The sequence below is a fragment of the Streptomyces hirsutus genome, assembly GCF_001418415.1.
GTDB lineage: Bacteria > Actinomycetota > Actinomycetes > Streptomycetales > Streptomycetaceae > Streptomyces > Streptomyces hirsutus.
Window position 1 is genome coordinate 25,287 of record NZ_LIQT01000031.1, and the last position, 13,573, is coordinate 38,859.

The following is a 13,573-nucleotide window of genomic DNA, read 5'->3' on the forward strand; positions in this document are numbered from 1 at the left end:
GGCACTGACGACGCTCCGGCANNCCGCTGCCGGAGCGTCGTCAGCACGGGCGCCGACGCCCTCGGCACCACATACGGTCACCGACCGACTGGACCTCAGGGGGAACCGGCGACTGAACTTTCCCCAAGGCCCGGTAGTTAACGTTTCCGCCGGTCATGCAAACCCGTTGAAGGTGGGCTCGGCGTAGAGCAACGGAGCTCGTTGATACAGGCAGTCGACCAAGACAGCTTGTATCCGAGGAGCTCCGTTGCCGTCTCATCATGTCTTGCCCGTCCCGGTGACGGTCATCACCCGTACGGTTACCGTGGCCGCCGGGAGGTTCGCTGCCGGGCATCTGGGTGGTCTGACCCCGTTTCTGCCCTTCGAATTGGTGGATGCCGTTCTGGAGGAGACCCGAGCGGTGCAGCATCGGCTGCGGGACCTGCCGTCCCGGGTCGGGTGTACTTCCTGGTGGCGATGTGCCTGTTTCCGGAGGTCGGATACCGGCTGGTGTGGGACAAGTTGATCTCCGGGACCGGCGGCGTCCTGCCTGCCCCCAGTGCGACGGGTCTGCGCGATCTGCGCCGCCGAGTGGGCTGCGCCCCGATGAAAGTCCTCTTCGAGGTGGTGGCTGGGGCGCTGGCTCAACCACGGACGCCGGGAGTGCGCTTCGGTCCTTACCGCACGGTCTCCTTCGACGGCTGCAGCTCGATCAAGACGCCCGACAGCGAGCGCAACCGGGGCCGGCTGGGGCGGTGCCCGCACGGCGGCTATCCCCAGGTCGAGCTGATGACACTGGTCGAGACCGGCACCCGGGCCGTGATCGGAGCGGTCTTCGGCCCCACCCGGGAGGGCGAAACCTCCTACGCCACCAGGCTGTTGCACCATCTGGGCCCCGAGATGCCGGTGCTGTGGGACCGGGGCTTCGACGCCAACGACTTCCTCGCCGCCGTGCACACCACCGGCGCACGGGTCGTCGGCCGCATCAGCCAGCGCCGCTGCCCACCGGTTCTGCAACCTCTCGCGGACTCCTCGTATCTCTCGGTCATCGGCGGTGTCGTCGTGCGCATCATCGAGGCCCAGGTGCGCGTCGCCTGCACGGACGGCAGCGGCTTCGACGGCTCCTACCGTCTGGTGACCACGCTCCTGGACGCCCGCCGCTACCCCGCCGACCGTCTCGTGCGCCTCTATCACGAGCGCTGGGAGCACGAGAGCGCCTACTACGCGTTGCGCCACACCATCCTGCACGGACGTGTCCTGCGCTCGCGTGACCTGGCCGGCGTCGAGCAGGAGATGTGGGCCCTGCTCACCCTCTACCAGCTCCTGCGCCGCGCCATGGTCGAGGCGGCGGAGTCCCGGCCGGGGACCGACCCCGACCGATGCAGCTTCACGATCGCCCTTTACACGGCACGTGACCTGCTCGTACGTGCACACGGAATCCGCGAGGAGGGCATCGGGACGATCGGCCGCAAGATCCTGTCGGCGCTGTCGCCGGAGCGTCGGCCCCGCGTCAGTACCAGGAAGGTGAAGTCGCCCATCTCGCGCTATGCGGAAAGGAAGATGGACGGCCGCCCCGACGGGAGCCGGACCGTGGCCTCCGTGACGATTGCCCTCCTACAACCTCAGCCCTCTCCGCCCGCGCTGCCGATCACCATGGTCCGGGAGTACGTCGGCGCCGGCTACCGCATGACACGCGTCCTCGCCGTGCTGCAGGCAGAGCCCGAGCGGCAGTGGCGGGCCAGAGAGATCGCCGAGCTCCTCGGTGACGTCACCCTCGTCACCACCTATCGACAACTTGCTCGCTGGACCGAAAGAGGGCTGATCAGAAGAATCCGAACGGGCCGCTACGCGGCAGCCGCCCCGACGAGGACCACTGCCTTGCGCCCCCGGCCCAAGCGCTAACTACCCGGCCTTGGGACAAGGCCCGCGCCGTAGGAGCGCAGCTTGTCGGTGACGATCACTCGCGGGACCGCACGCGTCTTCTTCATCAGGCGGCGGAAGAAACGCCTGGCCGCGGCCTTGTCCCGCCGGTTCTGCACCAGGATGTCCAGGACGGTGCCGTCGGCGTCCACGGCCCGTCACCGGCACGTCAGCTCCCCGTTGATCCTGACGAACACCTCGTCCAGATGCCATGTGTCCCCGGGCCGCGGCCGGCGGCGGCGCAGTCCGTTCGCATAGGCCTGCCCGAACGTGGCGGATCAGCTGCGGTCCGTCTCGTGGGAGACGAGCACGCCGCGCCCGGGCATCGGCTCCCCGGCCTCGCGGAAGCTGAGCGGGAAGCGGAAGTACCGCCACAAGCAGTGGGAGATGACTCCCATCGGGTACTGGTGCCCCTGGCCCGACGGCGACGCGCTCCCCCCGGACGAGCCCCCTCCACCATGATCAACTCGAAGGCCCTCCCACGCTATTCGCCAACGTGACAGTGCCGGGGCCGTCATTCCCGCCTCGGACACCGCAGCCCGATCGCCTATGAGACGGCGCCCGGAACAACATCAACTACGCTGGCACCAGCCGCATAACCCGCGTCCAGGATTCGGGGTCAAGACCCACTTGACGGGTGGAACCAGCCTGCATTTCCCATGTGGACGATTCCTGTATCAACCGACGACAGCAGGGGAGACCTGGGTGCCGGGGCCGTCCGTTTCACGGCGTTCGATCAAGAAGTGCGAGCAGGCGTGGCTCCAAGGGGTAGCGCAGCTGAGGCTGGGTAATCGGGCCGCTGCGGCTGAATCCTTTCACGCGGCCCTCGCGTACAACCCGCTTGCCGCCGATGCCTGGCTGGGACTCCACGCCACGGGGCAGCTCCAGGGCCAGGCGATCGAGGCCATGCACGGCCAAGCCCCGTCCTTCGGCGCCATGCGCACGAAGCTCCAGACCCCGTTGTCCTCTCGGTTCCAGATCGGGGACTACGTGACCTTCCGTCTGGAGACGCCCCGCGACCTGTGGCTCGCGAGGGCGGCGAAGCTCCTGGACGACGGCTTACTCGATCAAGCATGGAACATGCTCTCCCGCGCCGTGCTCGACTGCGACGAGACGCGCTTCATCTGCGCACGCTACGCCGCCCTGAAAAAGGACTGGCCACTCCTTCTGACGTTTGCCGAGGGAATCCGGGACCCCTTCCTACGGGATGAGTCGCAACTCTGCGTTGCGGCTAGTCTCATCGCCCAAGGGGTCTTCCACGAGGCGCTCAACGTGCTGAACCCACTCCCGCAAGCGCTTGCTGATAACGCCGGCTTTCTCGGGGCGATTGCCTATACGCGCGGCCGCGCGTATGAGCAGCTCGGCCGGGCCGAGGAAGCTCTGAAGCAGTTCCAGACAGCGTTCCGGTACAGCCCGGCCCTGGGCGATGTGGCCCAGCGAGCGAAGGTGACGGTCCCGCCTGCTGCGCGCGTGCCCGCCCAGGCTGTTGGGGCTGCGCAGGCACAACGTGAGGACTCCTCCGATGTCACCTTGAGCAAGGAGGCGCGTTCGGCATTGCTGGACGAGGCGATGGCCGAGCTGGACGAGATGGTTGGCCTCGCCCCGGTGAAACGCCAGGTGCGTAGCCTGTCGGCACAGCTGAGGATGGCGGCGGTGCGCAGGGGCCAGGGCCTGGCTGCGGCACCGGCTCCACAGCACTTGGTATTTGCCGGGCCACCCGGTACTGGCAAGACCACGGTCGCCCGCGTCGTCGGCAAGGTCTTCGCCGGGCTCGGCCTGCTGGCTCGTGGCCACGTCGTCGAGGCCCAGCGCGTTGACCTCGTGGGACAGCACCTCGGAGAGACGGCGATCAAGACGTCCAAGGTCATCGACGAAGCGCTGGACGGCGTCCTCTTCATCGACGAGGCGTACGCACTGTCCAACACCGGCTATGCGGGAGGTGACGCCTTCGGGAAGGAGGCCCTCCAAGTGCTCCTCAAGAGAGCTGAGGATGATCGGCACCGGCTGGTCGTGGTTCTCGCCGGTTATCCGGACGAGATCGCTGAGCTTCTGTCCACCAACCCCGGCCTCGCCTCCCGTTTCAATGCCCGGGTGGACTTCCCGGCCTATTCAGCTGACGAGCTTGTGCTGATCGCAGAGTCGTTCCTTGGCACCCAGGGAGATTCCCTCACCGAGGACGCGGCGGTGGCGCTGCGCACGTCATGTGACCTTGCCGTCACCAGCGGGGTGATCGACCGCCTCGGCAATGGCCGCTTCGCGCGGGAACTCGCCCGGAGGGCTGCCGCGGTGCGGGACCTGCGGATCTACGACCTGCATGGCAGCTCGGGAGTCCCGTCGCAGGACGAGATCACGACCCTCCATGTGGGTGACATCATGGACGCATATCAGGAGCTCACGGAAAGCATTCCGCCAATCGTGTGACCGAGTAGTGTGCCGCTCGAAAAGTCATCGCCGTCGGCGGCAGTGACGATCTTGCGCTGACCGGGAGCATGTCAGGGTGATCGTTTTCCTGGTGTGCAAGATGGTCCGGAAGCCGCTGTCCGTCCCCTCAGTACTGCTCCGCGGCGATGCGGCGAAGGACGCAGAGTTTGCTGGGATGGGCCGAGGCACCCGCGCACGTAGGTGACCATCGGCGCTGTCACGTTGGCGAACACGAAGACCTCGTCCAGGTGCCACTTGCCCCCCGGGCCGGGGCCGGCGGCGGCGCAGGCCGTTGGCGCAGCCCTGCCCGAACTTCGCACACCAGCACCGGACGGTCTCGTGGGAGACGAGCACGCCGCGCTCGCGCATCGGCTCCCCGGCCTCGCGGAACGACAGCGGGAAGCGGGAGTACAGCCACACGCAGTGGGAGATGGTCCCCACCGGGCACCGGTGGCCCCTGTACGGCGGCGGCGTGGACGACCGAGCGAACCCCTCCCCGGCACGACCACCTCCAAGATCATCCCAGGCCGGTCAGCCAACGTGACAATGCCGTCACACCGGGCATCCAAGCAACAGGGCATCACCAACGCCACTTCATTTCGCTCTGTCCGCGGGGAGGCTCGGCCGGAAATCACTCAGGGATGCGCTCGCTGCCGCAGCCGGCTCTCCATTCTCCGTAGCAACGTCGCCGTTGACCGAAGCAGATGGGGCATGCGCGGGATGTCTGACGCACGCCCTCTTCGTGATCACGTCACAGTCCGCCGCGCCGCCACCGCTCGTGTCCTCGTTCATGAGGTCCATGTCGACTCTGCGCTGTCGCACGGCCTCCACCCAGGTGGCCACGAGGCCGCCGAACGCGGTGCAGTTCGCGACATCGAGTCGCTCGTCGACTGGGAAGAGTGCCAGCAGCTCAGCCGCCGGCACCTCGCCGCGGTCACAGGCCGGGCATAACTCCGCCTCGCGGACCCCTTCGACCAGGCCCTCGCCGACGTTCGTCCAGGAGTGTCCGAATTTGACACGTAGCAGCGCTTCGCCACTACAGCGCGTGCACGGCGGTACCTCATCGATCTGGACGGTAGTCTCCGTGCCACCGGTCATGTGACGCCCTGCCACGTTTCCTGACCGAAGGAGCCCTTGATGTCGGAGGCGATCGTGGCCGCGTTCACCATGGATTGGAGCAGGTAGACGGTCGTCTTCTGCGGGCCGCGTACTGAGAGGTGCACCGGATTCTCGCCCGGGTGGGCGACCATAATGCGCTTGAGTTCCTTCACCGTCGGCTCGTTGATGCGGTGGTAGGGGAAGGTCAGCTGTACCGGCGCCGCTCCGCTGCGCTCGGCGGCCGTCACGTCGAGCACCTGGAGTTCCTGTCCGAAGATGCTGATGGTGCCGTCCCGGTCGTTGATACGTCCCTGAACGGACACGACGCTGTCCTCCACCAGCGCACCCAGGACGAGCTGGTAAACGGCAGGGAAGAACAGCACCTCAATGGTGCCGTCCCGGTCGGCGAGGTTGACGATCGCCCACGCGTTGCCCTGCTTGGTCACCTTGTTCTGGACGCTGGTGATCAGCCCGGAGAGGCGCACAACGCCTTCTGTCCGTCCGGAGGCCAGCAAATCAGGGATGGTGGTGTCCCGGCTGGCGGCGAGGATGTGTTCGGTGCCGTCCAGGGGGTGGGCGGAGACGTACATGCCGAGCATCTCCCGCTCGGTGGACAGAAGCTGCTTGCGCGGCCACTCGCTGTCGTCGATCTTTATGTCGAGTCCGAAGTCGGACTCGGCTCCGTTGCTGTCGCCTCCCAGCCCGGCGAAGAGGTCGTCCTGTCCGTAGGCTGCGGCCTTCTTCAGCGGCACGACGGCGTCGATGGCCATCTCGTGCGCGGCGCACAGGCCCCTGCGGGTGTGGCCGAGCGAGTCGAAGGCGCCGGCCTTGATGAGTGATTCGATGGCCCGCTTGTTGAGGGCAGGCAGATCGGCCTTGTCGAGGAAGTCGGCGAACGAGGCGAACTTCCCCTTGGACTTTCTGGCGGAGACGATCGTTTCGATGACGTTGTCGCCGACGTTGCGCACGGACCGGAGGCCGAAGCGGACGTCGTCGCCGATGGCTGTGAACTCGGCGACGGACTCGTTGACGTCCGGGGGGAGGACGGTGACGCCGAGCTTGCGGGCGTCGGCCAGGTAGATGCCGGCCTTGTCCTTGTCGTCGCCGACGGAGGTCAGCAGTGCGGCCATGTACTCGGCCGGGTAGTTGGCCTTGAGGTAGGCGGTCCAGTAGGAGACGAGACCGTATCCGGCGGTGTGGGACTTGTTGAAGGCGTAGCCGGAGAACGGGAGCATGACGTCCCAGATGGCCTTGATGGCCTCTTCCGAGTAGTCGTTGCCGGCCATGCCGTCGTGGAATTTCTGCCACTCGGCGGCCAGGACCTCGGGCTTCTTCTTGCCCATGGCGCGGCGCAGCATGTCGGCGCCGCCGAGGGTGTAGCCGGCCAGGGTCCGGGCGATGGCCATGATCTGCTCTTGGAAGATGAGCAGGTGGTGAGTGGAGCCCAGGATGGGTTCGAGGACTTCCTTGAGCTCGGGGTGGATCGGGTCCGGGTTCTGCTTGCCGTTCTGCCGCAGCGCGTAGTTGGTGTGCGCGTTGGCGGCCATCGGGCCGGGCCGGTAGAGGGCGAGGGCGGCGGCGATGTCTTCGAATCGGGTCGGTTCCATCAGCTTGAGCAGCGCGCGCATGCCGCCGCCGTCGAGCTGGAACACGCCGAAGGTGTCGCCTCGGCCCAGGAGTTCGAAGGTCTTCTTGTCGTCGAGGGGGATGACGACGGTGCTGGTGTCTCCGTCCAGCGGGTCGACGGTGGCGAGTTTGACGCCGCGGTTCTCGCGAATGTTCTGGATGGCGTGGTCGATGACGCCCAGGTTCCGCAGCCCCAGGAAGTCCATCTTGACCAGCCCCATGTTCTCGCAACTGGGATAGTCGAAGCCGGTGATCTTTACACCGTCGGAGGCGCGCATGTGCAGCGGGATGCGGTCGGTCAGCTTGGTCTTGGACAGGATGACTGCGGCCGCGTGCACGCCGGTGCCGCGGGTCAGGCCCTCGACGCCCTTGGCGGTGTCGATGACCGTCTTGACGTCCGGCTCGTTCTCGTACATCGTCCGGATCTCACCGGCCTCGCCGTAGCGCGGGTGCTCGGGGTCGAAGATCCCGTCCAGCGGGATTGACTTTCCCATGATGTCCGGCGGCAGCGCCTTGGTGATCCGCTCACCGTGGCTGAAGGGGTAGCCGAGGATGCGTGAGCTGTCCTTGATCGCGTTCTTGGCCTTGATCTTGCCGAACGTGTTCACCATGGCGGTGTACTCGTCGCCGTACTTCTCGGTGACGTAGCGGACCATCTTGTCGCGCTGGCGGTCGTCGAAGTCGAGGTCGACGTCCGGCGGGTTGATGCGCTCGGGGTTGAGGAACCGCTCGAACAGCAGGCCGTGTTCCAGGGGGCACAGCTCGGTGATGCGGGTCGCGTAGGCGACGATCGAGCCGGTGGCCGAGCCACGGCCCGGGCCGACGGGGACGCCATTGTCGCGGGCGTACTTGCAGATGTCGGCGACCACGAGGAAGTACGAGGAGAAGCCCATCGGTCCGATGATCGACATCTCGGTCTCGAAGCGTTCCATGACTTCGGCGGGGATCGGGTCGCCGTAGCGCATGGCGAGGCCCTTCAGGACGTCCTTGCGCAGCCAGGACTCCTGTGTCTCCCCTTTCGGGACGTCGGGGAACTGCGGCATCTCGTCGATGTTGTCGAAGACCTCGTCGTACGACCCGATCCGCTCAGCAATCAGCAGCGTGTTGTCACAGGCCTCGGGCAACCCGGAGAACAGCTCCCGCATCTCAGACGCGGTCTTCAGGTAGTAGCCGCTGCCATTGAAGCGGAACCGCTTCTCGTCGGCCTTGTTCTTGCCGACACCGATGCACAGCAGGTTATCGTGCGCGTCGGCCTGGCTCTCGTGGACATAGTGCGCGTCGTTGGTGGCCAGGAGCGGGATGTTCAGCTCCTTGGCCAGGCGCAACAGTCCGTCCCGTACCTGCTGCTCGATGGACAGGCCATGGTCCATCAGTTCCAGGAAGTAGTTTTCCTTCCCGAAGATTTCCTGGTAGGCGGCGGCGACCGCGCGGGCCTCGTCGTACTGTTTCAGACGGAGCCGGGTCTGGATCGCGCCGGACGGGCATCCGGTCGTCGCGATGATGCCGTCGGCATGCTCGGCAATCAGCTCCATGTCCATGCGAGGCTTGCCCGCCGGGAACTGGCCCGTGTAGGAGGCCTCGGTGGACAGGTAAAAGAGGTTTCGCAAACCCTGCACCCCGGTCGCCCACATGGTCATGTGAGTGAAGCGTCCGCCACCACTGACGTCCTTCGAGCCCTCCCCGTCGTCCGACATGGCGCGCTGCCCGCCGGGGCCCCAGAACTCCTGCCGGCGGTTCCTGCGCGAGGAGGGAGCGACGTACGCCTCGATCCCGATGATCGGCCTGACGTTCTCGAAGCCCTTGGCCACCTGCTGGAACTCGTACGCACCGAACATGTTGCCGTGGTCGCTCATGGCGACGGCCGGCATGCCCTGGCGGTCGACTTCAGCGAACATCGGCTTCAGCTTCTGCGCGCCGTCGAGCATCGAGTACTCAGTGTGATTGTGCAGATGAACAAAGCTGTCAGCCACCGGACGGGAACCTCCGTGGGCGATGCTGGGGAGCCTGCACCCTACCCCTCAGACCAAGATCAATTTCGGCGTCTCTGCCGCCATTCGAACAGCATCAACTGGGGCGGTGCCGGTGACCTTGCCCTATCGCGTGGGGAGAGCATGAGAGTCCGTGGCGTGTCGCGTGTCGCACGTCATTGACGATCTCTATATTGGCTCAACTGAGGCGAAGATGATCTACGTACTGGTGACCACGAAGTCATCGTTCGCACGGCCCATCGGAAGACCGTTTCCTCTAGGGGCGAGGAAGCGAACGAGCCACAGTCGGCGGGATTGGCCGTAACGGAACGACCTGCCGGTGTACCTCCTTCGGAAGGCGCACCCAGACTCCGCCTGACGGCCGCATGCAGGGCGCAGAGCCCTGCCATGCTGCCCTGGATCGCGCCGGTGACAATGTCCGCAAACGCGTTACGGGCAGAGGCAGCAGAGGCATAGGAGACGCCCTCCTCACCCGCGCTGCCGGACCGCGCGAGCTCCACGCAGAAGGCAGCCGGATTCCGGCCGTCGATGACTCGGCGGCCTCTGTCGTCGCAGTGGGGCGCCACCCGGCCGGCGTCAGCCCAGCGGCGTGCGGTGTCGGCGCTCACGCCCAGCAGCCGCGCCGTCTGACCGATGGTGTAGGACTGTATCTCCCGCTTCCTCCCGGATCTGCCGCACAATACCGCCCCCTGCCCTGGTATCTGCGGCGCGTTGACCGAACGGCCCTGCTCAGCACGCCTACAGTGCACACAGCACCAGGGACCTCCACCCCCGAGGGAGCACTGTCATGGGCCTCAGTATCCGCAATCAGCTCCCGGGCACCGTCGTATCCGTGGCGGAAGGCGAGGCCATGGCCGCCGTGAAGGTGCGGCTGGAGGGCGGACAAGAAATCACAGCCGCCATCACGCTCGACGCGGTCAGGGAGCTGGGCATTGCAGAGGGCTCCGCCGTGCGCGCACTGGCGAAGTCCACCGAGATCTCCCTCGCCACCGGCCGCAGCCCCGTGCAGGGGCTCAGCATCCGCAATCAGCTCCCCGGCACAATCGCCGAGATCACCGTCGGAGGCGCCATGGCCACCGTGAAGGTGACCATCCCAGGAGCGTCGCTGACCGCCGCGATCACCAAGGACGCCGTCGTGGATCTGGGCCTGACCACAGGCGCCGCCGTGGTCGCCCTCATCAAGTCGACCGAGATCTCGCTGGCCACCGCCTGATCCTGTGCCGTTCGGAAACTCGTCGCCGCTGATCAGGCGGTGTATCGGTGCTCGTTTATGACGTCGCCGAGTGCTCGGTGGTGGAGGACTCGGTGCGCGGTCAGGTCGGTTGTGGGTGCCGGGTGCTCCTGTGCGAGGGGCGGGAGCTGTCCCCGAGGCGTTGTCACGTTGGCTGACCGGCCTGGGATGATCTTGGAGGTGGTCGTGCCGGGGAGGGGTTCGCTCGGTCGTCCACGCCGCCGCCGTACAGGGGCCACCGGTGCCCGGTGGGGACCATCTCCCACTGCGTGTGGCTGTACTCCCGCTTCCCGCTGTCGTTCCGCGAGGCCGGGGAGCCGATGCGCGAGCGCGGCGTGCTCGTCTCCCACGAGACCGTCCGGCGCTGGTGCGCGAAGTTCGGCCAGGGCTGCGCCAACGGCCTGCGCCGCCGACGTCCCCGCCCCGGCGACACGTGGCACTTGGACGAGGTCTTCATCACGATCAACGGCGAGCAGAAGTACCTCTGGCGCGCGGTCGACCAGGACGGCAACGTGCTGGACATCCTCGTCCAGCACCGGCGCAACAAGGCCGCGGCCAGGCGCTTCTTCCGTCGGCTCCTCAAAGGAATCGGGGCCGTGCCGAGGATGATCGTCACGGACAAGCTCCGCTCCTACGCGCCGCCCACCGTGAGGTCATGCCCTCCGTTGAGCACCGCTCGCACAAGGGCCTGAACAACCGGGCCGAGAAGAGCCACCGGCCCACCCGGCAGCGTGAACGCGCGATGAAAGGCTTCCGCTCCGTCGGCGGGGCCCGGCAGTTCCTGGCCGCGTTCAGCGGCATCTCACCCCGCTTCCGCCCTCACCGCCACCGGATGACAGCCTCCGACCACCGCGCCGAGATGACCGTCCGCTTCGTGATCTGGGACCAGATCACCGGCGCTGCCGGCCGGCCCACCACGGCCTGACCCCAGGCCCGAAGCGCAAGCCCACCACGCCCCGACGCGCCATCAGACACTCGCACACCCAACAACGTGACAGCGCCTGGCTGAGTGCTTGAGTTGACGCTCGATCTGGCGAGTTGAGTTGTGTGCCTCGCAGCGGAGTCCGGCATCGCACAACTGGTCCGCCGGTCCGGTCCGAAGCGCGGCGTCGAGTCCGGGGGTTACCGGCGGGCGTCGAGGCGGTGCTGCAGCGAACCATCCGGACCGAAGACGTCCATCAGATAGCCCCGTTCCAGTGACAGCCGCTCTTTACGCTCCAAGTATCCGGTGATCGACACTTTGAGGCTATCGAACGATTTTGCGTCTTCGTCCGGGTTGTGCGTCCACACGGTCAACATGGGCACGTCGTCCGGACCGGAACTCCGCTCAATCCCATACACGTCTTTTGTCCCACCGGACCGGCGGTAGCGCTCAGCCAGCTGGACCGCGGCATCGGGAGCGACGGTGGTAGTGGCCGTGGGGCCGGGAGCGGCAGAGGAGCGGCGGTCCGGGCTCGGGGTGCTGTTCACGGCACAACCGGACAGCAGGATGATGCATCCCAGGCAGGTCAGGACCCGCAGGCGGACGAGTAGGTTCATCGTGCCATTTTCATCGGCTCACGAACGGACGACTAGCTTCCGCCGTCGAGATGGCGCAATCTCGACAACCGGGCTCTTGATGATCTGCGTCGGTTTGTCGGTGTGGTTTCGGCGTTGATGTGTCAGTGATCCGGGGTGGTGTCGGCCCTGGTCGAGAGGGTGACGGCCGGTGTTGTGCCGCTGACACCGGTCGCCGGTAGAGCACTGACGTTGTTGATGAACCGCCAGGTCATGGTGGTGCCGATCGGTATCACGTCTCGGTATGTGTACTGGTCAGCGGGCCAGGCGGAGGCGAATGGCTTCGGCTCAGGCGACGAGTTCGGTGCCGTTCTGGGGCGTGAGGAGGGGAAGAGGCGGCGGCGTTGCCCGGCCGTCTGCACGCCGATCAGCCCCCCCATTCCCTTTCGCCGGTCAGCGGCGCCTGGGGTGTGTCCACCGAGGCGTCTGCGCCTCGCGTGATGTGTCGGCTTCGTGTCAGTGCCGGTGGCCGGCAGTCACCGTCGGCCGCTGCCGGCCGTTTTCCTGCTGGCCACCGTGCAGGCATGCGGGCTGTGACGGTCCGTCGCTCATACGGGGATGACACGGGCATCGGGTTTCACTGTCATGAGGTGATAGATCCCCGGGTGGTCTGCCGGCATGAAGCCGAGGGATCGCATCTCCCCGTCATGGTTCGGGGATCTTCCGTGTGACACTTCTGCGGGCGCTGTGGCCAGGCGCCCACCGTGCCGGTCGTCCCCGGCGCGGACGGGAGCGGTGGGGGAACTGATGGAAGCGTTTTTCTACGTCATACCTGTCATCGTGATCGTCGGTATGTCCGTCATGGCCGCCAGGACCATCAGCCGCAGCAGGCAGGTCAGCGGCGCCTGGAACCACGGCCTCACGGCCGAGGGGAGATGTCTGCGGACCTACACCAGGACCAGAGGCGGCGCGGGGGACACCGGCGTGGACACCACCCTGCACCACGTCTACGAGTTCACGACCCGAGAGGGGCGCGTCATTCGCTTCGACGAGGCGAACGGCCCGTCGACGGTCGTCGTGGGCGACCACGTCACCGTGTACTACCTCGCCGACAGCCCGGAGCATGCCACGGCGCACGCCCCGGCCCGCGGGAAGCTCGCCGCGGGGACGGGTTGCGTGCTCGCCTTCCTCGGTGTGGTCATCGCCGTGTGCGTGGGCTTCATGGTGATCGCCCACACCGTGTTCACGGAGGTGGACGGCCTCCTGCCGTAGGACTTCCCGCACGACTGTGCGGCCGCACCCGGAATGGGCCATGGAGCCGCGGACGGCGTCCGGCGCGAGCGCGGACCGAGCGCCGTGTCCCGTGCCCCCTCCGGGGGCATAGATGATCTTGCAGGGAATCCTACCCACTTCCGGAAACTCGCCTTCTGGGCCACCTGATGTTCCTTGAGCTGAATCCCAGACATTCTTTTGCCTCCTCTTTTTTGGATGTTCTCGCAGAATCTCAGGCAGCCGTGTGCGGGTAGTTGTAGGGCCGGTCATCAATCCAGGTACGCCAGTTGCACGTGTGCCAGCCCTCCGATTCCACCTCGCTCAGCGGGTCGTAGCCCTCGAGGTCGTAGGGGGTCGGCCTCGCGGGTGCAGAGGATGACGTCGCCGGGGGAGTACTCGACGGTGCGGGCTTTGCACAGCTGGTCCGCCTCGCCCAGCGCCTCCAGGACCACTAACGCGGGGTAGCTTCCGGACGCTTAGGTCTGCCGTTTCCAAAGGCCGATCGCGAGGGGCGCCGGCCGCTTCTTGCGGTGGCGGGACT

Annotated in this window: 7 protein-coding genes and 5 pseudogenes; 6 read left to right on the forward strand and 6 right to left on the reverse strand. The window is 66.6% G+C overall.

Going from position 1 to position 13,573, the window contains the following annotated elements:
- Positions 1–370 precede the first annotated feature (370 nt).
- Both AOK11_RS44360 and AOK11_RS02620 read left to right on the forward strand, forming a co-directional pair.
- A pseudogene (locus AOK11_RS44360) lies at positions 371–543 on the forward strand (transposase domain-containing protein); the annotation flags it as partial.
- 42 nt (positions 544–585) lie between these two features.
- Entirely contained in the window at positions 586–1,881 is a 1,296-nt protein-coding gene (locus AOK11_RS02620) for a transposase (RefSeq protein ID WP_338058906.1), read from the forward strand.
- 23 nt (positions 1,882–1,904) lie between these two features.
- Here the strand turns inward: AOK11_RS02620 and AOK11_RS41400 are convergent.
- Positions 1,905–2,297 (reverse strand): annotated as a pseudogene (locus tag AOK11_RS41400) (IS6 family transposase); the annotation flags it as partial.
- A gap of 385 nt (positions 2,298–2,682) precedes the next feature.
- On the opposite strand from AOK11_RS41400, the gene AOK11_RS02630 reads away from it, so the two are divergent.
- Complete coding sequence (locus AOK11_RS02630) at positions 2,683–4,320, forward strand: AAA family ATPase (RefSeq protein WP_079034592.1); 1,638 nt, start codon at positions 2,683–2,685, stop codon at positions 4,318–4,320.
- 221 nt (positions 4,321–4,541) lie between these two features.
- Here the strand turns inward: AOK11_RS02630 and AOK11_RS44365 are convergent.
- From AOK11_RS44365 to AOK11_RS44370, 4 genes and pseudogenes are all read right to left on the reverse strand, one after another.
- A pseudogene (locus AOK11_RS44365) lies at positions 4,542–4,761 on the reverse strand (IS6 family transposase); the annotation flags it as partial.
- 153 nt (positions 4,762–4,914) lie between these two features.
- On the reverse strand, positions 4,915–5,418 hold the full coding sequence (locus AOK11_RS43760) for a DUF6300 family protein (protein ID WP_055591996.1): 504 nt from the start codon (positions 5,416–5,418) through the stop codon (positions 4,915–4,917).
- On the reverse strand, positions 5,415–9,014 hold the full coding sequence (gene dnaE, locus AOK11_RS02640; RefSeq protein WP_055591997.1) for a DNA polymerase III subunit alpha: 3,600 nt from the start codon (positions 9,012–9,014) through the stop codon (positions 5,415–5,417). Before dnaE ends, AOK11_RS43760 begins: the two co-directional genes overlap by 4 nt.
- Before the next feature lie 418 nt (positions 9,015–9,432).
- A pseudogene (locus AOK11_RS44370) lies at positions 9,433–9,682 on the reverse strand (helix-turn-helix domain-containing protein); the annotation flags it as partial.
- Positions 9,683–9,819: 137 nt separating this feature from the next.
- Between AOK11_RS44370 and AOK11_RS02645 the strand changes: the two are divergent.
- Both AOK11_RS02645 and AOK11_RS02650 read left to right on the forward strand, forming a co-directional pair.
- A complete protein-coding gene (locus AOK11_RS02645; protein ID WP_055591998.1) occupies positions 9,820–10,245 on the forward strand; it encodes a TOBE domain-containing protein in 426 nt (141 codons plus the stop codon).
- Between the two features lie 266 nt (positions 10,246–10,511).
- Positions 10,512–11,188 (forward strand): annotated as a pseudogene (locus AOK11_RS02650) (IS6 family transposase).
- 197 nt (positions 11,189–11,385) lie between these two features.
- On the opposite strand, the gene AOK11_RS02655 reads toward AOK11_RS02650, so the two are convergent.
- Positions 11,386–11,802, reverse strand: coding sequence for a hypothetical protein (locus AOK11_RS02655; protein WP_055591999.1), 417 nt, complete (start codon positions 11,800–11,802; stop codon positions 11,386–11,388).
- Positions 11,803–12,567: 765 nt separating this feature from the next.
- Between AOK11_RS02655 and AOK11_RS02660 the strand changes: the two genes are divergently transcribed.
- Complete coding sequence (locus tag AOK11_RS02660; RefSeq protein WP_055592001.1) at positions 12,568–13,032, forward strand: DUF3592 domain-containing protein; 465 nt, start codon at positions 12,568–12,570, stop codon at positions 13,030–13,032.
- The last annotated feature ends 541 nt before the right edge of the window (positions 13,033–13,573 follow it).